Origin of the sequence: Planosporangium mesophilum, assembly GCF_016863255.1 — a bacterium.
In the GTDB taxonomy this organism is placed as follows: domain Bacteria; phylum Actinomycetota; class Actinomycetes; order Mycobacteriales; family Micromonosporaceae; genus Planosporangium; species Planosporangium mesophilum.
Map to the genome: position 1 here is coordinate 78246 of NZ_BOON01000019.1, position 21787 is coordinate 100032.

Sequence of the window (21787 nt, forward strand, 5' to 3'; positions counted from 1 at the left end):
CATGCTGGAGTTCCCGATGGCCAGGGCGGCGGGGTGCCCGTTCGATCCGCCGCCGGCCATGCAGACGTTGCGGGAGCAGACCCCGCTGACCCGGGTCCGGATATCGGACGGCAAGACGGCGTGGCTGGTGACCCGGTACGCGGAGCAGCGGGCGCTGCTGGCCGACCCGAGGGTCAGCTCGGACGTCACCCGGCCCGGCTACCCGAGCCCGATGCCCGTCGGCGAACGCGGCGCGCCCGTCAGCTTCATCCTGATGGACGATCCCGAGCATGCCCGGCTGCGCCGGATGGTGACCGCGCCGTTCACCATCAAGCGGATCGAGGCCATGCGGCCGGGCGTACAGAAGATCGTGGACGACCTGATCGACGACCTGCTGGCCGGACCGAAGCCGGTGGACCTCGTCGAGGCGTTCGCGCTGCCGGTGCCGTCCCTGGTGATCTGCCAGCTGCTCGGCGTGCCGTACGCCGACCACGACTTCTTCCAGGACAACAGCAAGGTCATCATCAACCGCGAGACGGCGCCCGAGGAGCGGCGGGCCGCCGGCGACCGGCTGTACGCGTACCTGGACCGACTGGTCGGCGAGAAGCTCGACAACCCCGGTGACGACCTGCTGTCCGGGCTGACCCAGCGGATCAGGGACGGGGAGCTGGCCCGTTCCGACGCGGCCCAGATGGGCGTGCTCATGCTGATCGCCGGACACGAGACCACCGCGAACATGATCGCGCTCGGCACGCTGGCCCTGCTCCAGCACCCGGACCAGCTCGCGCTGCTGCGCGAGTCGGGCGACCCGAAGCTGGTCGCGGGAGCGGTCGAGGAGCTGCTGCGCTACCTGAACATCACCCACAGCGGCCGGCGCCGGGTGGCGCTCCAGGACATCGAGATCGCCGGCCAGGTCATCCGCGCCGGTGAGGGCATCATCCTCGCCAACGACATCGCCAACCGGGACCCTTCGGTGTTCGAAGACCCCGACCGCCTGGACCTCCGGCGCGACGCCCGCCGCCACGTGGCGTTCGGGTTCGGGGTGCACCAGTGCCTCGGGCAGCCACTGGCCCGCATGGAGCTGCAGGTCGTCTACGACACGCTCTACCGGCGCATCCCCACCCTACGACTGGCGACGACGCTGGAGGAGATCCCGTTCAAGCACGACGGGGCGGTGTACGGGGTGTACGAGCTACCCGTGACCTGGTGACCGCGGCACCGGCCATTTCCGTAACGGAGTGAGGCGCCGCCTGGGAGCACCGGTCGCCGCCGTCAGGATCGTCTGACGGCGGCGACGGGCTGCCGTATGTCTTCCAGCCGCCACGCAGAACTCAGCCGCGTCAGCCGCGTCAGCGGCTCTGCAGCGCGTCCAGACCGACCGCCATCGCGATCACCAGCCGCCGGTCCAGGCGCGGGTCATGGACGTCGACGACGTACCTGTCGCGTAGGCCCCACTTCTTCACGACCGAGAACGCCGGCTGCCCGTCCACCGTGAAGTCGAAGTGGTAGGGCAGCCACGACAGGTAGTCCACGAAGCGCCGCAGCAGGGCCACGACGAGCTTGCGCTCCTGCCCGGTGGCGACGCCCAGGCCGGGCTGCTCGACATGCCACGTCGAGCGCAGCAACGACCTGGCGAAATCCTTACGGAACAGCCCGATCGGGGTACCGGCGGCGTCGGTCACGTCATACGTAGCACCGAGGTCGATGACCTGGCGCGCCCGGAACCCGAGGACCGGCTCGCGCTTGCTGTCGTCGGTGTACAGGGTCACCTGTTCCTTGAACGCGAGCCGCTTCTGCTGGGCGAAGGCCAGCAGCTCACCTTCGGACCCGTCCGGCCCGGCTGCGCGCACCTCGTACTGGTTGACCATCAGCCGTACCCGCTGGCGGACAATCAGCCGCTGCTGGGCCTGAAGTTGGTGTACTTCCATCTTTCCTCCCCATCAATTTGGCTCGGGGAGTGTCGCACACAACGGCAATAACGATCGTCCGCTCTCCGGGCAGCCCCGCGTCCTCCCAGCGTCCGAGAGGATTCGCCTTGCCCAGGTCGCTTTTACGGCGAAGGATCGAGTGGGATCGGTCAAACGTCGTCGGGCCTGCGGTGAACCGACGATTTCGACGGGCGTGGACCACCGCGACAGCCGACGGCAGCCGGCCGGCACGCCCCGGGTTCGTCCACCCCTTACCGGGGTCGCCGCAGGCCAGACTCGTTGACGGCGTGGAGACGTCACGTCGGTGACGCCTCCACGCCATGTCGTCGCCCACCTCCGCGGTCTCTTCGGCACACGGCAGCAGGGACCTGTTGTCCAACCGCCCGCTGGGCGCAGTTGCGGCTTTCCGCCTCGTACCCGTGAAACGTCCGCCAAAACAGCGGTCGATGACCCACAGGCTCATACCGCCCCGTATCTCCAGGACGACGAAACAGCTACGCGGCTGGTTGAGAGGGTTCCCTTCGCGCTGCGCCGACAGTCCGTAACCGCAGCAGGAACGTGCTCAATCGCCCTTCACGTTGACGATCTGCCGCAGCGTGTGCCGGACCTCGACGAGGTCGGCGGCGTCGCGCATCACCACGTCGATCGGCTTGTACGCCTGCGGGATCTCGTCGATGAACGCGTCCGTGTCCCGGTACTCGATGCCGGCCATCGCCTCGCGTAGCTGCTCGTGGGTGAACGTCCGGCGGGCGGCCGACCGGGAGTAGTTGCGGCCGGCGCCGTGCGGCGACGAGTCGAGCGCCAGCCGGTTGCCCTTGCCCACCACGACGTACGAGGCGTCGCCCATCGAGCCGGGAATCAGGCCCGGTACGCCCGCCGCGGCGTTGATGGCGCCCTTACGCGACAGCCACACGTCCTTGCCGAAGTGCTTCTCCCTCGTCGTGTAGTTGTGGTGGCACTGCACCCGCTCCAGCTCCTCGACCGGTCCGCCGTGCCACTCGGCGAAGCACGCCACCACCCGGTCCATCATCTCGTCCCGGTTGGCCAGCGCGAACTCCTGCGCCCAGCGCAGCTCGCGGATGTAGGTCCAGAACTCGTCGGTGCCCTCGACCAGGTACGCCAGGTCGTCGTCGGGCAGCCGGATCCACCAGCGCTTCATCGCCGCCTGGGCGACCCGGATGTGGTGCGACGCAATCTTGTTGCCCACGCCCCGGGACCCCGAGTGCAGGAACAGCCATACCTGGCCGTCCTCGTCCGCGGTCACCTCGATGAAGTGGTTGCCCGAACCCAGTGAGCCGAGCTGAAGCTCCCAGTTCCCCGCGTACCGCGCCGGGTCGAACCCGGCCTTCTCCGCCGCCTTCGTCAGCTGTTCCACCCGCTGCGTCGCGGTGGCGGTCAGCGCGGTGTTGTACGCCCCGGCCGATAACGGTACGGCCCGCTCGATCGCTTCGCGCAGCGCGGCCAGGTCGGTACCCAGTTCGTCGCGGTGGTACTGGGTTCGCACGGCGGCCATGCCGCAGCCGATGTCGACCCCCACCGCCGCCGGGATGATCGCACCCAGGGTGGGGATCACCGAGCCCACGGTGGCACCCTTGCCCAGGTGCGCGTCGGGCATCAGCGCGACGTGCGGGAAGATGAACGGCAGCGAGGCGGTCGCCTCGGCCTGCGCCATCGTCGCCGGTTCGACGATGCTCGCCCAGTTCATCAGCCGCTTGTTGATCTGCTGCATGGGTCACTCCCATCCGGCCGGATGACGGCACCCGGCATTTCCGCGTAAAAGACCGCAGGCACCTCCGCCCTGGCACAGAGGTGCGCAGAGGCCGCGGGAAGAAAGGTCGTCAGGTCCGAGTACGGGCAGCGCCGCCGGCGCTATCCGGGGCAGGACGCTAGCGGCGTCGCCCGGAGCCGGGTTCGGGTCGCAACGACGCCGAACCGCACCGGCGCCGCCGGGGTTCGAGTGGAACTCGCCGTTGCATCGTGGTCTCCCGAATCGTCGTACTGACGGGCCTCACCGTAGGCGGGGCGGTCCCGCCGGGCAAGGCTATTACCCGGCACGGACGGACGCTCCACGATGGAGATTGGCGCGCGAGCCGACTGGGTATTGAGGGCGGTGACACCCCCACCCCCTTGGAGGATCCCATGCTCGCCATGATCGCGGCCGTCGTCTTTGGCTTCGCCCTGCTGCTCGACCTCATCAACAGCAACCTGGGCGCCCCCGATCTTTTCAACTGGAACACCCTCGTCCTCATCGGCCTGTTCTGCCTCGCGCTCCACCTCGCCGGCATCGGCCGGGGCGGCGCCGGCACCGGCGGCCGGTGGTACCGCCGCCGCCGCTGATCCGCCACGGCCCCGCTCCCCTACCGCGGGTGTCCGCACGCGATGACAGCACCTCGTCACGGGCACAACCCCGGCCGGACGTCAACGGTCACGTGTTAGCTTCGGCCGGGTGCACGTGGCGAGGGAGAGGCGGGACGGAATGCGGTTCGGACTTTTCGGTACGGGTCCGTGGGCCCATCTGGCGCACGCGCCCGGCCTCGCCGCGCATTCCGGTGTCGAGTTCGTCGGCGTCTGGGGTCGCGACCCGGACAAGGCCGCCGCCCTGGCGGGTGAGTACGGGGTGCGGGCCTACCCGACGATCGACGGCCTGATCGCCTCCGTTGACGCGATCGCCGTGGCCCTGCCGCCCGACGTACAGGCACCGATCGCACTGGCGGCGGCGCGCGCGGGCAAGCACCTGCTGCTCGACAAGCCGGTCGCGTTCACCGTGGCAGCGGCCGACGAGATCGCCGCGGCCGTGGCCGAGCGCCACCTCTCCTCCGCGGTCTTCTTCACCCGGCGCTTCGTACCGCAGCTGCAGGAGTTCCTCGAGCAGGCCCGCAAGACCGGCGGCTGGGTCGAGGCCCGCGTCGACCACGTCGGTTCGATCTACGAGGAGGGCAACCCGTTCGGGGCGTCGCCGTGGCGCCGCGAGCGCGGCGGCCTCTGGGACGTCGGCCCGCACGCCCTCGCCCTGGTGCTCCCGGTGCTCGGCCCGGTCACCGAGGTGACCGCGATGGTAGGGCCACGTGACATGACCCACCTGCTGCTACGGCACGCGTCGGACGCGATCAGCAGGCTGACGCTCTCGGTCGACGTGCCGCCGGCCGCGGCCCGGCAGGAGGCCGTGTTCGCGGGTAAGTCGGGCGTCCTCGCGGTGCCGGCCCTGCAGTGGGAGCCGGTCATGGCGTTCGGGCGCATGCTCGACGAACTGCTCGCCGCCGCGAACGGCGGCCCGCAATCGCAGCTCGACGTGCGGTTCGGGGCCGGCGTCACCGCGATCCTGGCCGCTGCCGAGGAGGCGGCGACGACCGGGCGGACGATCCGGCTCGCCGCCTAGCCGGACGGGTCGTGCCGAGGCTCTGGGCGGGGCCGTCACTGCTGGTCGCAGTCTGGCCACTATTGACGGACTTGGCTGTACCGGTGGCCGCACCTCGGTGCATGATCCTAATGTGACGGGACCTGCGACCTTCACCCTCGACGACAACCGGTACCGGGGCCGCCGTACGGCACCTCGACAGCCGGGCCTGGTTGCCGGGGTCGGAGCCGCGACTCCTCGGCGCGCCGTTCTTGCCCCGGTACCAGTTCGTCTGGGTTCCTCCCCTGGCAGCCTGCCTGACGTGCGCTTACCCGGCCCGACGGCACACCGGTCGGGCCCCGCCACGATGGGCGCGGACGCCGCCCCGGCCGGTTCCCGAACATCACCGGCATCACGCCGACCACACCCCCACCGATGAACAGGAGCACCATGCGTACCCAGGAGCAAGAACCACCGGTGAGCCTCCCCACCGACCAACCACCCCCGTGGACCCCCAGACGCATCGCCGTCTGGGCCGGCATTGCGCTCCTCGGCGCCGTCGCATGGTCGATGCTGGCCCTGGGCCGTGGGGAGAAGGTCAACGCGGTCTGGTTCGTCTTCGCGGCCCTGTGCTCGTACGCGATCGCGTACCGGTTCTACGCCCGGTTCATCGTCAACCGGGTCCTGCGCGCGGACGACACCCGCGCCACCCCGGCCGAACGGCTCGAGAACGGAATCGACTTCCACCGGACCGACCGCCGGGTGACCTACGGCCACCACTTCGCCGCGATCGCCGGCGCCGGCCCGCTGGTCGGTCCCGTACTGGCCGCGCAGATGGGCTACCTTCCCGGAACCATCTGGATCATCGTCGGAGTCATCTTCGCCGGCGCCGTGCAGGACCTCATGGTCCTGTTCTTCTCGATGCGCCGCAACGGGCGCTCCCTGGGGCAGATGGCCCGCGAGGAGATCGGCCCGGTCGGCGGCATCGCCGCGCTCGTCGCGGTACTCGCGATCATGATCATCCTGCTGGCCGTCCTGGCCCTGGTCGTGGTCAACGCGCTCGCGGAGTCACCGTGGGGCGTGTTCTCCATCGCCATGACCATCCCCATCGCACTGTTCATGGGCGTCTACCTGCGGTACCTGCGCCCGGGCCGGATCACCGAGATCAGCCTCATCGGGTGCGCCCTGCTGCTGCTGTCGATCGTGGCCGGCGGCTGGGTCGCCAACTCGTCCCTGGCCGGGGTGTTCACCCTCGACAAGGTCACCCTGGTCTGGTGCCTGATCATTTACGGCTTCGCTGCGTCCGTCCTGCCGGTGTGGATGCTCCTGGCGCCGCGTGACTACCTGTCGACGTTCATGAAGGTCGGCACCATCGCCCTGCTGGCCATCGGCATCCTGGTGGCCGCGCCGGCCACGACCATGCCCGCGTTCACCGACTTCGCGTTCAACGGGAAGGGACCGGCGTTCTCCGGCTCGCTGTTCCCGTTCGTCTTCATCATCATCGCCTGTGGCGCGCTGTCCGGCTTCCACGCCCTGATCTCGTCCGGCACCACCCCGAAGCTGATCGAGAAGGAGCGGCAGGTCCGCCTCATCGGGTACGGCGGCATGCTGACCGAGTCGTTCGTGGCCATCATGGCCCTCGTCGCGGCGTGCAGCATCGACCAGGGCCTGTACTTCGCGATGAACTCCGCATCCGGCCTCACCGGCGGCACCGCGGCCGGCGCGGCGGACTTCATCAACAACAGGCTCGGCCTGGCCGGCGTCTCCATCGGCGCCGACCAGCTCAACGCCGCCGCGGCCGCCGTCGAGGAGAAGACGCTGGTCTCCCGTACCGGCGGCGCGCCGACCCTCGCCATCGGCCTCTCCACGATCCTCAGCGGAGTCTTCGGGGGCGCCGCGGCGAAGGCGTTCTGGTACCACTTCGCGATCATGTTCGAGGCCCTGTTCATCCTGACCACGGTCGACGCCGGTACCCGCGTCGGACGGTTCATGCTGCAGGACACGATCGGCAACGTCGTCTCCCGGTTCAAGGACACCTCCTGGAAGGTCGGCTCCATCCTCGCCAGCGCCGTCATCGTCGCCGCGTGGGGATCGATCCTGCTGATGGGCGTCACCGACCCGCTGGGCGGCATCAACACGCTGTTCCCGCTGTTCGGCATCGCCAACCAGCTCCTGGCCGCGGTTGCCCTGGCCGTCTGCGTCACCATCCTGTGCAAGTCGGGCCGCGTCCGGTACGCCTGGGTGCCCGGCATCCCGCTGGTGTGGGATGGCGTGGTCACCCTCACCGCGAGCTGGCAGAAGATCTTCAGCGAGAACCCCGCGATCGGCTACTGGGCGCAGCACCAGGCGTACAAGGACGCGATCGCGAACGGCAAGACCAAGCTCGGCCCGGCCGCCAACCTCGACCAGATGGAGCAGGTCGTCCGCAACACGTTCATCCAGGGAACGCTGTCCATCATCTTCGCCGTACTCATCATCATCATCCTGCTCGACGCCGCCCGCGTCTGCCTGTCCCACCTGCGCAGCGGGCGGGCGATCGACAGCGAGCACCCGCACGAGCAGTCGAGGGTGTTCGCCCCGGCGGGGCTGTTCGCCACCGCCGAGGAGAAGAGGATCGAGAAGATGTGGGCGGAGCGCGGCCCGGAACCTGCCGGTACGGCCGGAGTTGCGGCCGGCCGGGAGTGACCATGTCACCCAGCCAGCAGCTCCCGGTCCGGCGCCGTGCCACGTCCCTGTGGTCGGCGCTGGGCCGGGGCTGCCGGTTCGCCGTCTGGTACGTGAAGGAAGTCGTCGGTGAGAACGACTACGAGCACTACCTGAAACATTTGCAGCGGCATCACCCGGACGCTCGACCGGTCCCCAGAAAGGCGTTCGAGCGCGACAAGGTACAGCGGCTCGAGACCAATCCGAAAAGCCGTTGCTGTTAGCCGCCGCCTTCTCCCGTGATCACGGAGAGTTCGTGTCGCAGTAGCTACCTGAGCTCTCCGGGATCATGGGAAGGGCGCGTCACCGTCCCCGCCGCCGCGGGGGCGTACGCGGGTTCGTGCCGCCGCGACGCGCGCCTGGCCGCCCGGACGCGGGGGTACGGCGAGCTGCGCCGCCCTCGGTCGGTGTCCGCCTGGACGGTGGTGCGGACTCCGGCGCCTGGGCCCGGCCGCGGGTGCTGTTCGCGGTCCGGCCACGGACGATCCCGATCATCTCCTCGACCAGGTCGGTGTACCGGTCGCGGGCCCACACGAGCGCGACCGACGACGTCGGGGCGTCGGTGACCACACGGTAGGTGAGGTCGCGGCGGTGGTGCGCGCGGGCGAGGGACTGCGGAACGACGAGGACACCGACGCCCGCAGCCACGAGTTCGACAGCGGCAGCGGTCGTGGCGGGGCGGTCCACTGCCCCGGTCGCGGGCGCGACCGACGCGCCCGTCCAGTCGAGCACGTCGTCCAGGGGCTGCAACAGCGCCTCATCGGCAAGATCCGCGAGGGTCACCTCGTCGGCTGCGGCGAGCAGGTGATCGCGCGGAACCACGACGACCGTCACCTCGGTGTACAGCGGGATGGCGTGGAAGGTGTCCTGGTCGACCGGGAGCCGGACGAGGCCGGCGTCGCCCCCTTCGTCGCCCCCTTCGGAGAGGAGCGGGGCGGCCCGGGCGACCTCGACGGGTACCAGTTGCAGGTCCACCCCCGGCAACCGCTCCGACCATCTGCGGCCCCACGTGTCGACGATGACACCGGGGACGACCAGCAGGCGGAACGTCGCGTGAGGGCGATCCTCGGGGACGGGCACGTTACCTCCGAAACGTCGACCGGCCGCACACCGGAGCAGGGCCGACGCTGTGATGGCGCTGAACCCTGTCAGGGTACCGGGAGCCCGTACCCGGCAGGTGATGGCGGGCAGCCGTTCGGGCGATGGGCCCGGCTGGTTGCCGTGTCGCTACCCTGATCAGGTGAGCAAGCCGAAGAAGTCCCAGCTGATGAAGCCCTCCACCGCGGCGCAGAAGCTGGGCGTGTACCTGCCGGCCACGCCGCGGGAGTTCCAGGAAGGCTCGGTCTCCCGCGAGGAGTTCGACGAGCTCCAGCACAACCCCCCGCAGTGGCTCGTCGACCTGCGCCGGAACGGTCCCCACCCGCGGAGCGTCGTGGCCGCACGCCTGCGGGTGTCGAACAGCGGACTGGCCCGCGGCGGGATCACGGAGCCGCTCACGACCGCGCAGATCGCGGCCTTGGCTGCCGACCCGCCGCAGTGGCTCGCACGTGAGCGCGAGACGCACGCGGAGGCACGGCGCGAGCAGCGGCGACTGCAGGAACTGCAGAACGACACCGACTAGACCATCCAGGCGGGGCTGAGCGCGTCCGCGGTCAGGCCCCGCCGGACGGCGGTGGGCTACCCCCCGGCCATCGCCCCGAGAATGATGAAGGGCTCCTCGCCGGCGATGACCCGCTCGGGCAGTGGTGCGTCGGGCGAATCGTTGGACAGGTCCTCCTCACACGCGTAGAAGCGGATGAACGGCCGGCGCTTGCCGCTGTGACGGTCGCGGATGGTGCCGAGCAGCATCGGGTACTGCGCCTCGAGGGTGTCCAGCACCAGGCGCTGGGTAACCGGCGCGGCACCCTCGACCGGACCTGCCGCCTCGATACGCACCTCGCCACTGACGTGAGCCAGGTTCTTCAGGTGGGCGGGGAGGACGACCCGGATCACGGCAGTACCTGGACTTCCACGGAGAGCACGGCCGGCAGGTCCCGTACGATCGGCGCCCAGCTGTCGCCTCCGTCCGCGGAGTGGTAGACCTGGCCACCGGTGGTGCCGAAGTAGATGCCGCACGGGTCGAGCGTGTCGACCGCCATCGCGTCGCGGAGCACGTTGACGTAGCAGTCGGACTGGGGCAGGCCCTTGGTCAACGGCTCCCAATCGTCGCCACCGGTGCGACTGCGGTAGACGCGCAGCTTGCCCTCCGGCGGGAAGTGCTCGTAGTCGCTCTTGATCGGCACGACGTAGACGGTCTCCGGCTCGTGCGCGTGCACCGCGATCGGGAACCCGAAGTCCGACGGCAGGTTCCCGCTGATCTCGCGCCAGTTCGCACCGGCGTCGTCGCTGCGCATGACATCCCAGTGCTTCTGCATGAACAGGGTGTCGGGCCGGGACGGGTGCTGGGTGATGCGGTGGACGCAGTGGCCGACCTCGGCGTCCTGGTCAGGGATCTCCCCGGAGCGCAGGCCCTTGTTGATCGGAAGCCAGCTGGCGCCGGCGTCGTCGCTGCGGAACGCCCCCGCCGCCGAGATCGCGACGTAGATCCGGTCCTTGTTCGCCGGGTCCAGGATGATCGTGTGCAGGCACATCCCGCCGGCGCCCGGCTGCCACGTCGGCCCGGTCCTGTGTGTCCGGAGGGCGGACAACTCCGTCCACTTGCCACCGCCGTCGCTGGACACGTAGAGGGCGGCGTCCTCCGCACCCGCGTACACGGTATCGGGGTCCTCGTGTGACGGCTCCAGGTGCCAGATGCGCTTGAACTCCCACGGACGCGGGGTGCCGTCGTACCACAGGTGCTCGCCGACCTCGCCCGCGTAGGTGAAGTCGTTGCCGACCGGGGTCCAGCTCTTGCCGCCGTCGTCGGAGCGCTGGATCAGCTGCCCGAACCAGCCGCCGGACTGGGACGCGTAGAGCCGGTTCGGGTCGGCCGGCGATCCGCTGAGGTGGTAGATCTCCCAGCCGCCGAAGTGAGGTCCGTCGACCGTCCAGTCACCGCGCCCACCGTCCGACGCCAACGTGAACGCGCCCTTGCGTGTGCCTACCAGTACCCGTACGCCGCTCATGCCCTGATCCTTCCGTTCTGTCCGACGATGCACCTGGGTAAGGCTGTTCGCGGCGCCGAAACTCGTTGGTCTCAGCCCCGTCCGCCGCTTCGTTCTCGACCCTGGTGCCTCGGATCTCGAAGTGACGGCGGACACAGTCTTACTCTCCCAGTACGACGAATTCGTGCCTTCGGAATCGACAAGAACGCGGCAGTGCGTCGTGGCTATGACCGTCGATCAGGCGGGCCCCGTGGACGAGACGTAGACAAACCGGTTGTCGCGCACGGCGAGCAGCAGGAACGTGGGGGTGACCCGGGTACCGTCGGGGTTGAAGCGCGGGTCGCCGGAGAGCAGGGTGAGCTCGGTGGTGCCGGCGATGGCCCGGCGTACCGCGTCGCGGTCGAGACCGCCGGCGCGGCGGATCGCGTCGAGGGCGAGTTTGACCGCGTCGTAGGCCTCGGGCGCGCTCGGGCCGGGGGCGTGCCCGACCGCCTTGGTGAAGCGGCCCGACCAATCGGCGAGTGCGGGCATGAACTCCGGCACCATGAACGTGGTGCCCGAGACGCCCTTGCTCTGCTCGGGGCTCAGGTTCTCCAGCAGTGGGCCGTCGACCGCACCGTCGCCGACCATGATCTGCCCGGTGAAGCCTGCCGCGCGCAGGTCGATGATCAGCCGGTTGGCTTCGGCGTAGTACCCGGTGAAGTAGACGGTGTCGGCGCCGCTGTCGCGCACCTGCAGGGCGGTACGGGTGTAGCTCGGCGCTCCCTGACTCAGCTCGAACTCCCCGGTGAGCTCGACCCCGCCCGACGTACGGGCGGCGTCGACCGTTGCCCCGGCGAGCGACAGCGGGAAGCTGGTGCCGTCGTGCACCACCGCCAGCCGGTGGCTGCCGAGGCGCGCCATGGACTGCAGCGCGAAGCGGGCCTCCGCCTCCGCGGTGCCGCAGACGAGAAAGACGCTGTCGTACCGGGGCTGGAGCAGTTCGGCGGAGTTCGACAGCGGGATCACCATCGGGATCCCGGCGTTTCGGAAGGTCTTGAGGGTCGGCACGGTCGCGCTGCTGCAGTACCCGCCGACCGACACCGTGATGTCCCGGGCGATCAGCTTGTCCGCCGCGACCACAGCGGTACCCGGGTCGCACGCGTCGTCCTCGACCACCAGTTCGACGCGTCGGCCCAGTACGCCGCCGGCTTCGTTCGCCTCGCGTACCGCAAGCTGCTGCGCGTCGACCATCGCCTGGCCGGAGGGTGAGTTACGCCCTGACAGCGGCACCAGCGCTCCGAGCCGGACCGGTGCGGGCTGCGCCGGTTGCGGTGGCCGCTTCGCTGCGCAGCCGGCCAGAACAGCGGAGGCCAGTACCGCCGTGGCCACCGTCACGACCCCCAGGCGTACGCGCATCGGGCCTCCTCGTGTGTGGACTTCGGCCGCTCCATCGACCGGAACCCGACAGGGCTGAGCGGAAGGGTCAGATCCGATCCCGGCCTGCCGATGTTTCTTGTCGAGGGAATTTCACCCGGCGCGCGGCCCCGACCGCGGCACACGGTGGCGAGATGAGGGGGCCCGGCATGGTGCGTAGCCGCAACACGGCTGTCCCGACGCCGCCGCCCGGTACCAGTAGGGCGGACGCCGAGCCGACAGCTCGTCGCCGGCGCAGCCTCGCCACCACCGGAGCGCTCGCCAGCGTGCTGCTCGCCCTGTGCGCGTACACCATCATCGGTACGGCCTCCACGACGTCAGCGGCTCGCGCACACAGCCAGGCCCTGTCGGTGGACGGCTGGTTCGGTGAGGCGCGCAGCGCGATCGCCCTGGAGGAGGTGCACGCCCGCCACTACCAGGTGGAGCCGTCGGCGGCGGTACGACAGCGTTACGTCGAGGCGGCACACACCGCCGACCAGGCGCTCAGGCGGGTGACCACGGCTCGCACGGCGGCGGCGACGGACGCTCACCGGCTCCTCGCCGAGCAGGCCGCGTACCGCGGCCACACCGACCGGCTGCTGGACATGGTCGCCGACCGGGACCCCGACCGGGTCAGCTTCGACCGGCTCGAGGTCACGCCCGTCTACTACCGCCTCCAGCAGGACATCGATTCGGTGACACGCGCGTACCACGCCAGCGCACAGGTGCAGGCCGCCGCGCTGCAGCGCGCGCAGGTACGGATGCTGGTCGGCACGTCGGTCGGATTCGGGTTGGGATTCGCTCTCGTGGCCTTGATCTGGCGCGTCGTACTCGGTTACCAGCGCCGGCTGGCCGAGCATGCCGACGTCAATGAGCACCTGGCGATGCACGATCCGCTCACCGGCCTGCCCAACCGTGCGATGTTCCACCGCCGGCTGACCGGCGCCCTGCAACAGATGCGCTCCTCACCCGACGGTCACCTGGTCTTGATGGTCCTCGACCTCAACGGGTTCAAGGCGGTCAATGACACCCTCGGCCACCAGGCGGGCGACCAGTTACTCGCCGAGGCCGGACGCAGGCTGCGCGCCAGTACCCGGGAGGGCGACCTGGTGGCGCGGCTCGGCGGCGACGAGTTCGCGGTGCTGATCCCCCGGATCTCGCGCCTGCCCGAGGCGATGGCGGTAGCCCACCGGATCGTCGAGGTGCTGCGTGAGGACTTCCTGCTCGACGGCGGGCCGGCCGCGGTCAGTGGCAGCATCGGCGTCGCGATCAGCCCGCTCCACGGCGTGAGCGACGAACTGGTCCGCCATGCCGACGCGGCGATGTACCGGGCAAAGTCCGACGGTGGCGGGGTGGCCGTCTACGACCCGCAGGTCGACGCCGAAACTCCCGACCGGATGGTGCTCTTCGGTGAGCTGCGCGCGCTCCTCGACGCCGGCGACCCGGACCGACAGCTCGTACCGTTCTTCCAGCCTCAGGTCCGTATCGCCGACGCCACGGTCACCGCGGTGGAGGCGCTGGCTCGGTGGCGGCACCCGAGCCGGGGACTGCTCATGCCCGGCATGTTCCTGCCGATCGCCGAGGCCCGTGGCCTGGAGATCACGTTGACCTATCACATGATCGACGTTGCGGTGGCGGAGGCCGCTACGTGGCAGGAGGCCGGCACACCGCTTGTGGTGTCGGTCAACGTCTCCCCACGCTGCCTGCTCGACCCGCAGTTCGTGCCGCGGGTACGCGCCGCGCTGGCCACCTCGGGACTCGCGCCCGGGCTGCTGCAGGTGGAGCTCACGGAGACCAGTGTGATGACCGAACCGGAGCGCTCGCGGAAGACCCTGCGTGACCTTCGTGACCACGGCGTGAAGGTCTCCATCGACGACTTCGGCACCGGCTTCAGCTCCCTCGCGCAGCTCAAACAGCTACCAGCGGACGAGTTGAAGATCGACAGGACCTTCGTACGGGAACTGGTCGACGACCCCGAGGACATGGTTCTCGTGCGCAGCGCCATCGATCTGGCTCACAACCTGGGGCTGTCCGTGGTGGCCGAGGGGGTGGAGGGGCTCGACGCCCTCGTTCTGTTGGACGAGCTCGGCTGCGACCTCGCCCAAGGCTTCGCGCTCAGCCCTCCGGTCGCTGTCGAGGAGTTGCCGCAGGCGTGCGCACGGGCGCACCAACAGGCGAGCGGTGCCCGCCAGCCGGTACGCCAGGCTCCGGCCTGACCCGGCGTCCGAAGCCGGCCGTCGGGCGACCGTGGCCCGCGCTTCAACCGGCTCGGGTATACTGGATCTACGGCTCGCACCGTTCTGCCTCGAGCCGGTTTTCTATGTCGACCACCACGCGCCGCGACCACTGAGGTCTGCGCCGGGCAGGACGGCCCTTCCACGTTCGGAGATTTTATGGCGGCCCGCCGCCCTCAAAACACACCTTCATCGATCACGTTCACTGACCTCGGCGTGCCTGCCGCACTCACCGAAGTGCTCGCCGCCGACGGCATCACCACGCCGTTCCCGATCCAGACAGCGACGCTGCCCGACTCGCTGGCAGGGCGCGACGTGCTCGGCCGGGGCCGCACCGGCTCGGGAAAGACCTACGCGTTCCTGCTCCCCGTGCTGGCCCGGCTGGCCGCCAGCCCCTCGCCCCGGCGGCCCGGCCGTCCCCGGGCGCTGATTCTCGCGCCCACCCGCGAACTCGCCACCCAGATCGCGGCGTCGATGGCGCCGCTGGCCGAGGCGCTGTCGCTACGGACGCTGACCATCTTCGGCGGGGTCGGCGCCAACCCCCAGATCGCCGGCCTGCGTAAGGGCGTGGACGTTCTGGTGGCCTGCCCGGGACGGCTCGCCGACCACGTCAAGACCGGCCACGCGCAGCTCGACGCCGTCGAGATCACCGTGCTCGACGAGGCCGACCACATGGCCGACCTGGGCTTCCTCCCCGTCGTCCGGCGGCTGCTCGACCTGACCCCCCGCTCCGGGCAGCGGCTGCTGTTCTCGGCGACGCTGGACGCCGGGGTCGACGTCCTCGTGCGGCGGTTCCTCACCGATCCGGTCACCCACAGCGTCGACTCGACGCTGTCACCGGTCGCGGCGATGGCGCATCACGTGCTGCACGTACGCGACGACGACCGGTTCCCGGTGCTGGTCGACCTCACCGCCGCGCCAGGTCGCACGGTGGTGTTCACCCGTACCAAACGGGGCGCAAAGACGCTGACGCGTCGACTCATCGCCGCCGGGGTGCCGGCCGTCGAACTCCACGGCAACCTCGCCCAGAACGCGCGCAACCGCAACCTGCTCGCCTTCTCCGACGGCTCGGCGAACACGCTGGTGGCCACGGACATCGCCGCCCGTGGCATCCACGTCGACGATGTGAGCCTCGTCATCCATGCCGATCCCCCGGTCGAACACAAGGCGTACCTGCACCGCTCCGGTCGAACGGCCCGCGCCGGCGCCGAGGGCACGGTGATCACGCTCATGACCGACGAGCAGGTTCCCGACGTCCGCGACCTGACCCGGAGAGCGGGCATCGCGGCGACCACTACGCGCCTGCGGCCCGGCGACCCCCTGCTGGCCGAGCTCGCCCCAGGTGAGCGTTCGTTCGTCACGCCGCCGGTGGACGCTCCGGCCGCGACCGAAACCGCGGGGCGGGGCCGCTCGGCTCGCAACGCCGCGCGCCGCCCGTCGGCGACCCGCACCGCGTCCAGGTCGATCCCGCCGGTGTCGTCGTCGCGGTCGGGATCCGGGCGCGCCGGTGCCACGGCGGTGGCGACGCCCGCCCGTTCCTCGAGCGCGGCGGCCTTCTCCGCCCGCACCCGCGCCGGCACTCGGCATGGCGGTCGTTGATCAGCGGCCCAGCTCGGGGACGTGAAGGTACCCACCGCCGCGGTCGTGTTCTGCCGCACCGGTGACGAGGTCGACCCGCTGACCTCGGCAGTCCACGGCCGGGTGACGTTCGTCGGTACAAGGCCCTGACAGCATCGATCCCCGCACCGTCTGTCTCACAGACGGTGCGGGGATCGACACAGGCTGGTTTTCCGGGCCGATCGGCCCGGCGTTCATCGGTGTGCCGCCACGCGTGTCAGTGGCGGCACACGCCAGCTGCTATCAGATAGGGCGGACCTGCTCGGCCTGCGGGCCCTTCTGACCCTGCGTGATCTCGAACTCGACCCGCTGGTTCTCCTCCAGCGACCGGTAACCGCTGGACTGGATGGCCGAGAAGTGAACGAACACGTCGTCGCCACCGCCGTCCTGGCTGATGAAACCGAAGCCCTTGTCGGCGTTGAACCACTTCACGGTGCCCTGTGCCATTGCCAATCTCCCTTATCAGGCGAGGACCTGCGGGCGCAGATCCGGAAGCCCTTGGTCTTGAGGCCCCACATCGCCCAACCCGCTGACCACGCACTCGCGACTTGCCAGCCGGCTGGGATAAGGCGAACCACATACCCAAAAAGCTCGATCACTCTAGCAAGGATCCAGGGGATCGGCAGGGATGCGCCCCCCATAGTGCCCGTTCGAGCAACCGGCGGCTCGTCCGTCCAGGGCAGTCGGCCGGTCGACATGGAGCCCGTTTGTGGTGGCAAATGGACCGGTAGTCGCGTCTCCCGGCTCCTCAGCGAGACGGTTGAAGCACGTGGGCCTGCCTGATCTCCGCGTCCTCGGGAGCGCCCATCATCGACACCTGGTAGCTGGCCACGACCTCCAGTCGGTCGTGGGGAAGGTAGGCCCGTCCGGGATCACCCACCAGGACGCGGGCGCCCCTCGCCGCGGCGCGTTCCAGGAATCGCAGCATCCGCTCGGCCATGGACCGGCTGTAGAAGACGTCTCCGGCGAGCACCACCTCGGCCCCGTCACCGTCACCGTCGAGCAGATCGCCTGGCCTGACGCCGACGGCGACGCCGTTGGCCCCGGCGTTCAACCTGATCGCGGCGAGCGCGTACGGGTCGACGTCGTTGGCGGTGACCACGGCCGCACCGGCCACGGCGGCGGCGATCGCGACCAGACCAGAGCCCGAAGCCACGTCGAGCACCCGCCTGCCGGCGACCACCTCGGGGTGGTCCAGGACGTACCGCGCGACGGCCTGACCACCGATCCAGGCATCGGCCCAGAACGGCGACGGCAACGCCCCGCCCGCCTTCGCCTCCAGCCTCGCCCGTAAGACGATGGCGTCCTCGGCGAGGTGCAGACGAACCCCGGGCACGAAGGGCACCTCCGCAAGGCGCAGCCCGTCGGGGCCGGCTACGCCGGACTCCACGAAGGAGTCGAGTACGGCGCCTTCGACGCCGGCAGGAACACGTTCCGTTTGACTGATCACTCGCCCAGCATGAGGTACGAGCCACGAACTCGTCGGTAATTGGTTGAGGTCAACCCCCGGCGCTCAGGTCGGCGAGCGCCCCGTGCCCCATCCGGGTCGCGGTCAGGACGAGGGTCGCGGCCCGCCGGAGGCGTTACCAGGAAACGTGTAACATGGATGAAACAGTTTCTTGTTCGTGGTGCTTTCCCTGCTCGGCTACGGGCCGGACCTGTCCGTGCACCACACCGGGATCCAGGCCGACGGTTTCAGCGAGGCCGTCCGCTCGATCTGAGTCATGCTCCCGGGCCCGCTGTGGCCCGGGCGGCGCTGTACAGCGCCACGGTGCTCGGGCCCCGCAACGCTGCCCTGTGCTGCGGGGCCCGACCTCACCGCCCTCGCCCCCGGGTCGGCTCTGTCCTCGTACGCGATGGCGTCGTCGCAGGCAGTGGCCCCGGATGTCACGATGTTGCTCATGACGGTGGAACGGACGATTCGGCTGTGCCTGGGGCACGTGTCCCGCGCTGCGGTCATCAGCGCTGCTGGGGGTGTACGACGGCCTTGACCGCGGACGGGTCGGACGAACCGGCGGTGAGCGCCTCCTCGGTGTGGTCGAGGTCGTACCGCCCGGTCACCAGCGAGCGGAGTTGGATCCGACCGGCGGCGGCGAGCGCGATTGCCTTCGGGTAGGTATTGGCGTACCGGAACGTGCCGGTCAGCACGATCTCCCGATTCTGGATCAGTTGCAGCGGCACCACGGCGTCCGCGGCGGGCCCCATGCCCACGGCCACGGCGGTACCGGCCGCGGCGAGCGCCCTGATGCCGTCGACCAGCGCCTGCGGCGCGCCCGAGCATTCCAGCAGGATGTCCGCGCCGAGGTCGGCGGGGACGGACTCCCGGGTCAGGTCGATGACCGAGGTGGCGCCGAGGTCGGCGGCGAGCCCGAGCCGGCGGCGGTTCAGGTCGGTCACGATGACCTCGGCCGCACCGAGGGCGCGCGCCACCTGGACCGCGACCAGGCCGATCGGTCCGGCCCCGGTCACCAGGACCCGTTCACCGCCGCGTATCCCGGCCCGCCACGAGGCCCACAGGCCCACCGACAGCGGTTCGATCAGGGCGGCCTCGTCGTCGTCGAGCGTGTCCGGTACCGGGTACGCGAAGTCCTGGTTGATCGCCACGTACCGGGCGAACGCCCCGTCGATCGGCGGGGTGGCGAAGAAGCGGACGTCCGGGCAGAGGTTGTAGTGGCCGGTGCGGCACCGGGTGCAGCGTCCACAGGGGATGCCGGGCTCGATCGCCACTCGTTCGCCGACGCGGCTCGCGTCGGCTCCGGGTCCGGCCGCGACCACCACGCCCGACGCCTCGTGGCCGAGCACCAGCGGCTGCTCCACGACGTAGCGGCCGATGCGGCCGTGCTGGTAGTAGTGCACGTCGGAGCCACACACCCCGACGGAGCGGACCTCGACCAGTAGTTCGCCCGGCCCCGGCCGGGGCGTCGGTCGGGCCTCGATGCGCAGGTCGTTCACGCCGTGCAGGACGGCTGCGCGGTTGTCGTTCACGACATCTCCCTTCTCGCCGCCGACGGTGCGTGGGCGGCGCCTCAGTCGTCGGCGAGCAGCGCGGTGGCGAGCGTGGTGTGCGTGACCAACCCGCTGACGAGCCCGCTGCGCAACACCGCGCGGGCGGCCGGGGCTTTGGCCACGCCGTACGCGATGGCGATGACCTCGGGGATCGCCCGTAGCTCCGGGGCACTGATGCCGATCATGCGCTCCGAGAGCCCGGCGTGGACCGGCTGGCCCTCGGCGTTGATGGTGACGCCGGAGATTTCGGCACAGGTACCGAGGCGTCTCATCAGCTTCCGGTCCCGTTCCTCGGCGGCGTCGTAGATCGTCGACTGTCCGGCAGCCCACCGCCCGACCCCGACGACGGCCTTGGTCACCGAGCCGAACAGGCCGAAGGCCCGCGCGATCTCCGGCTGCTTGCGCATGGCGCGCGCGGTCGCGGCGTTCGGCACGACCAGGGGGGCGTGGAAGAAGTGCGCCGGGCCGCCGGACACCCGGGCCGCGGCGCGGACCAGGTCGATGGAGCTGTCGTCGGTCTCGGCGCGGGCCAGGGCGCCGGTGAGTTGGACGATCGGGACGGGAGCCAGCCGGGTGAGGGCGACGGTCATGGCGGCCACCGATCGGGCCCAGGCCAGCCCGAGCACGTCGTCCGGCGTGACGATCTCGGTCAGCAGGTCGGCCGCGGCCTCGCCCAGGTTCCGGTGGAGGGAGACGGCGTCTTCCTCGAGCGTGTCGACCACAACCGCGTGCCGGAGTCCGTACCTGGTCTGCAGGCGGCCGGAGAGCTCGACGTCGATCGTCCCCGGGTACCCGATCTCGATGCGCACGATGCCGGCCGTCAGCGCGGTCTGGATGAGCCGGGCCACCTTGAACCGGCTGAGACTGAACTCGTCAGCTATCTCCACTTTGGACTTGCCGTCCAGGTAGTACCGGCGGGCGACGGAGGCGGTGAGAACCAGCTCGGCCGGGCCGCCGGGAAATCCTGCCGACATCACCCCTCCCCCGCCGCTCATACGAGCATGTCAACCCACAACTGTCGCAGGGCCGTTGACTCCGATCCTTGGCGACTACCAGACTACAGATGAGTTCAAGCCCGCTCATTTGCGCATTCGGGCGGATGGATGGCTGCCCGACACCAGGAGGCAGTAATGGCTCGATGGCAGGCAGTAACTCCTCGATTGGCGGTCGCCGTCACGGTGATCGCGCTGTCGGCCACCGGCTGCGCCGGATGGGGCGGCGGGGTCGGCGGTGGCGGGAAGGGCAGCATCAACGTCCTGATGGTCAACAACCCGCAGATGGTCGACCTCCAGCGGTTGACCGCGGCCAACTTCACCAGACAGACCGGCATCACGGTCAACTTCACCGTGCTGCCGGAGAACGACGTCCGTGACAAGATCAGTCAGGAGTTCTCCAGCCAGGCGGGCCAGTACGACGTCGCGTCGCTGAGCAACTTCGAGATTCCGATCTACGCCCGCAGTAAATGGATCGCGCCACTGGACGCCTACATCAAGGCCGATCCCCAGTTCGACCAGGACGACATCCTCAAGCCGATGACGCAGTCGCTCACCGCCGACGACGGCAAGATCTACGGAGAGCCGTTCTACGGCGAGTCGTCATTCCTGATGTACCGCAAGGACGTGCTGGCGTCGAAGGGCATCACCATGCCGGACAGGCCGACCTGGCAGCAGGTCGCCGACATCGCCGCCCGCGTCGACAACGCGCAGCCCGGCATGCGCGGCATCTGCCTGCGCGGGCAGCCCGGCTGGGGCCAGGTCTTCGCTCCGCTCACCACCGTCGTGAACACCTTCGGCGGCACGTGGTTCTCCAAGGACTGGACCCCGAAGGTCAACGCCCGGGAGTTCAAGGAGGCCACCAGGTTCTACGTCGACCTGGTCCGCGCGCACGGCGAGGCCGGGGCGTCGCAGTCCGGCTTCACCGAGTGCCTCAACAACACCGTCCAGGGCAACACGGCGATGTGGTACGACGCGACGTCGGCCGCCGGCTCGCTGGAGGCGGCCGACTCCCCGGTCAAGGGCAAGATGGGCTACGTCGCGGCCCCGGTCGTCAAGACCCCGAGCTCCGGCTGGCTGTACGCGTGGTCCTGGAGCATCGAGCAGGCGAGCAGGAAGAAGGACGACGCCTGGAAGTTCATCTCCTGGGCGTCCAGCAAGCAGTACGAGGAACTGGTCGGCAGCCAGCTCGGCTGGTCGAAGGTCCCGGCGGGCAAACGCGCGTCGACCTACTCCAACCCCGAGTACCTGACGGAGGCGGGCGCGTTTGCCCAGCCCACTCGCCAGGCCATCGAGAGCGCCGATCCGCGTAATCCCGGCGTGCAACCGCGACCGGCGATCGGCATCCAGTTCGTCGACATTCCGGAGTTCACCGACCTGGCCACTCAGGTGTCGCTGGACGTGAGCTCCGCGATCGCGGGCCGGATGAGCGTGGACGCCGCGCTCGACCACGGGCAGGCCCTGGCCGGCGACGTCGCCGAGCGGTACCAGGCCCGTGAGAAGAAGAAGTAGAGGT

At 69.9% G+C, this 21787-nt stretch carries 19 protein-coding genes; 9 read left to right on the forward strand and 10 right to left on the reverse strand.

The annotated features are described in order from the left end of the window. Position 1: 1 nt before the first annotated feature. Complete coding sequence (locus Pme01_RS11310; protein WP_168115482.1) at positions 2–1189, forward strand: cytochrome P450; 1188 nt, start codon at positions 2–4, stop codon at positions 1187–1189. Between the two features lie 139 nt (positions 1190–1328). Here Pme01_RS11310 and Pme01_RS11315 read toward each other — a convergent pair whose 3' ends face one another. Next, positions 1329–1907 (reverse strand): LURP-one-related family protein, encoded by a 579-nt coding sequence (locus tag Pme01_RS11315; protein WP_168115403.1) that lies wholly within the window; start codon positions 1905–1907, stop codon positions 1329–1331. A 562-nt stretch (positions 1908–2469) separates the two neighbouring features. Beyond that, positions 2470–3636: an RtcB family protein gene (locus Pme01_RS11320; protein ID WP_168115402.1), complete on the reverse strand. Its 1167-nt coding sequence runs from the start codon at positions 3634–3636 to the stop codon at positions 2470–2472. 410 nt (positions 3637–4046) lie between these two features. Between Pme01_RS11320 and Pme01_RS11325 the strand changes: the two genes are divergently transcribed. The 4 genes from Pme01_RS11325 to Pme01_RS11340 all read left to right on the forward strand — a co-directional run bounded on the left by Pme01_RS11325 (position 4047) and on the right by Pme01_RS11340 (position 8168). Beyond that, entirely contained in the window at positions 4047–4244 is a 198-nt protein-coding gene (locus Pme01_RS11325; RefSeq protein WP_168115401.1) for a hypothetical protein, read from the forward strand. Positions 4245–4383: 139 nt separating this feature from the next. After that, positions 4384–5283 (forward strand): Gfo/Idh/MocA family protein, encoded by a 900-nt coding sequence (locus Pme01_RS11330; protein ID WP_168115400.1) that lies wholly within the window; start codon positions 4384–4386, stop codon positions 5281–5283. 393 nt (positions 5284–5676) lie between these two features. Further along, the gene (locus tag Pme01_RS11335) at positions 5677–7926 is read left to right on the forward strand and encodes a carbon starvation CstA family protein (protein WP_168115399.1); all 2250 of its coding nucleotides are present in this window, start codon (positions 5677–5679) and stop codon (positions 7924–7926) included. Positions 7927–7928: 2 nt separating this feature from the next. Further along, a complete protein-coding gene (locus Pme01_RS11340; protein ID WP_168115398.1) occupies positions 7929–8168 on the forward strand; it encodes a YbdD/YjiX family protein in 240 nt (79 codons plus the stop codon). 79 nt (positions 8169–8247) lie between these two features. Here the strand turns inward: Pme01_RS11340 and Pme01_RS11345 are convergent, their stop codons facing one another. Beyond that, positions 8248–9024, reverse strand: a complete 777-nt coding sequence (locus tag Pme01_RS11345; RefSeq protein ID WP_168115397.1) for a LysR substrate-binding domain-containing protein — start codon at positions 9022–9024, stop codon at positions 8248–8250. 160 nt (positions 9025–9184) lie between these two features. On the opposite strand from Pme01_RS11345, the gene Pme01_RS11350 reads away from it, so the two are divergent. Then, positions 9185–9565 (forward strand): DUF5997 family protein, encoded by a 381-nt coding sequence (locus tag Pme01_RS11350; RefSeq protein ID WP_239088160.1) that lies wholly within the window; start codon positions 9185–9187, stop codon positions 9563–9565. A gap of 56 nt (positions 9566–9621) precedes the next feature. Here the strand turns inward: Pme01_RS11350 and Pme01_RS11355 are convergent, their stop codons facing one another. The 3 genes from Pme01_RS11355 to Pme01_RS11365 form a co-directional block, all read right to left on the reverse strand. Next, the gene (locus tag Pme01_RS11355; RefSeq protein ID WP_168115396.1) at positions 9622–9936 is read right to left on the reverse strand and encodes a MoaD/ThiS family protein; all 315 of its coding nucleotides are present in this window, start codon (positions 9934–9936) and stop codon (positions 9622–9624) included. Then, a complete protein-coding gene (locus Pme01_RS11360) occupies positions 9933–11048 on the reverse strand; it encodes a WD40/YVTN/BNR-like repeat-containing protein (protein WP_168115395.1) in 1116 nt (371 codons plus the stop codon). The genes Pme01_RS11355 and Pme01_RS11360 overlap by 4 nt, the downstream gene beginning before the upstream one ends. Before the next feature lie 216 nt (positions 11049–11264). Next, positions 11265–12425: a branched-chain amino acid ABC transporter substrate-binding protein gene (locus tag Pme01_RS11365; RefSeq protein WP_168115394.1), complete on the reverse strand. Its 1161-nt coding sequence runs from the start codon at positions 12423–12425 to the stop codon at positions 11265–11267. A gap of 152 nt (positions 12426–12577) precedes the next feature. On the opposite strand from Pme01_RS11365, the gene Pme01_RS11370 reads away from it, so the two are divergent. Together Pme01_RS11370 and Pme01_RS11375 are read left to right on the forward strand one after the other, a co-directional pair. After that, positions 12578–14638 carry a putative bifunctional diguanylate cyclase/phosphodiesterase gene (locus tag Pme01_RS11370; protein WP_168115393.1) on the forward strand — a complete coding sequence of 687 codons (2061 nt, stop codon included), beginning with the start codon at positions 12578–12580 and terminating at the stop codon, positions 14636–14638. A 177-nt stretch (positions 14639–14815) separates the two neighbouring features. Continuing rightward, a complete protein-coding gene (locus tag Pme01_RS11375) occupies positions 14816–16255 on the forward strand; it encodes a DEAD/DEAH box helicase (RefSeq protein WP_168115392.1) in 1440 nt (479 codons plus the stop codon). 261 nt (positions 16256–16516) lie between these two features. Here the strand turns inward: Pme01_RS11375 and Pme01_RS11380 are convergent, their stop codons facing one another. From Pme01_RS11380 to Pme01_RS11395, 4 genes are all read right to left on the reverse strand, one after another. Further along, positions 16517–16720, reverse strand: coding sequence for a cold-shock protein (locus Pme01_RS11380; protein ID WP_168115391.1), 204 nt, complete (start codon positions 16718–16720; stop codon positions 16517–16519). Positions 16721–17021: 301 nt separating this feature from the next. Then, positions 17022–17723: a class I SAM-dependent methyltransferase gene (locus Pme01_RS11385; protein ID WP_373315483.1), complete on the reverse strand. Its 702-nt coding sequence runs from the start codon at positions 17721–17723 to the stop codon at positions 17022–17024. A gap of 509 nt (positions 17724–18232) precedes the next feature. Continuing rightward, positions 18233–19258, reverse strand: coding sequence for an NAD(P)-dependent alcohol dehydrogenase (locus Pme01_RS11390; RefSeq protein ID WP_168115390.1), 1026 nt, complete (start codon positions 19256–19258; stop codon positions 18233–18235). Positions 19259–19299: 41 nt separating this feature from the next. Continuing rightward, positions 19300–20253 carry a sugar-binding transcriptional regulator gene (locus Pme01_RS11395; RefSeq protein WP_168115389.1) on the reverse strand — a complete coding sequence of 318 codons (954 nt, stop codon included), beginning with the start codon at positions 20251–20253 and terminating at the stop codon, positions 19300–19302. 156 nt (positions 20254–20409) lie between these two features. Here Pme01_RS11395 and Pme01_RS11400 point away from each other — a divergent pair, with 156 nt between their 5' ends. After that, positions 20410–21783 (forward strand): ABC transporter substrate-binding protein, encoded by a 1374-nt coding sequence (locus Pme01_RS11400; protein ID WP_168115388.1) that lies wholly within the window; start codon positions 20410–20412, stop codon positions 21781–21783. Positions 21784–21787 lie beyond the last annotated feature (4 nt).

What these genes read in the sequence shown, in the direction of transcription:
- Pme01_RS11310 (WP_168115482.1), top strand. Translation starts at nt 2, where the DNA reads ATGCTGGAGTTCCCGATGGCCAGGGCGGCGGGGTGCCCGTTCGATCCG.
- Pme01_RS11315 (WP_168115403.1), bottom strand. Translation starts at nt 1,907, where the DNA reads ATGGAAGTACACCAACTTCAGGCCCAGCAGCGGCTGATTGTCCGCCAG.
- Pme01_RS11320 (WP_168115402.1), bottom strand. Translation starts at nt 3,636, where the DNA reads ATGCAGCAGATCAACAAGCGGCTGATGAACTGGGCGAGCATCGTCGAA.
- Pme01_RS11325 (WP_168115401.1), top strand. Translation starts at nt 4,047, where the DNA reads ATGCTCGCCATGATCGCGGCCGTCGTCTTTGGCTTCGCCCTGCTGCTC.
- Pme01_RS11330 (WP_168115400.1), top strand. Translation starts at nt 4,384, where the DNA reads ATGCGGTTCGGACTTTTCGGTACGGGTCCGTGGGCCCATCTGGCGCAC.
- Pme01_RS11335 (WP_168115399.1), top strand. Translation starts at nt 5,677, where the DNA reads ATGAACAGGAGCACCATGCGTACCCAGGAGCAAGAACCACCGGTGAGC.
- Pme01_RS11340 (WP_168115398.1), top strand. Translation starts at nt 7,929, where the DNA reads ATGTCACCCAGCCAGCAGCTCCCGGTCCGGCGCCGTGCCACGTCCCTG.
- Pme01_RS11360 (WP_168115395.1), bottom strand. Translation starts at nt 11,048, where the DNA reads ATGAGCGGCGTACGGGTACTGGTAGGCACACGCAAGGGCGCGTTCACG.
- Pme01_RS11365 (WP_168115394.1), bottom strand. Translation starts at nt 12,425, where the DNA reads ATGCGCGTACGCCTGGGGGTCGTGACGGTGGCCACGGCGGTACTGGCC.
- Pme01_RS11370 (WP_168115393.1), top strand. Translation starts at nt 12,578, where the DNA reads ATGAGGGGGCCCGGCATGGTGCGTAGCCGCAACACGGCTGTCCCGACG.
- Pme01_RS11375 (WP_168115392.1), top strand. Translation starts at nt 14,816, where the DNA reads ATGGCGGCCCGCCGCCCTCAAAACACACCTTCATCGATCACGTTCACT.
- Pme01_RS11380 (WP_168115391.1), bottom strand. Translation starts at nt 16,720, where the DNA reads ATGGCACAGGGCACCGTGAAGTGGTTCAACGCCGACAAGGGCTTCGGT.
- Pme01_RS11395 (WP_168115389.1), bottom strand. Translation starts at nt 20,253, where the DNA reads ATGTCGGCAGGATTTCCCGGCGGCCCGGCCGAGCTGGTTCTCACCGCC.
- Pme01_RS11400 (WP_168115388.1), top strand. Translation starts at nt 20,410, where the DNA reads ATGGCTCGATGGCAGGCAGTAACTCCTCGATTGGCGGTCGCCGTCACG.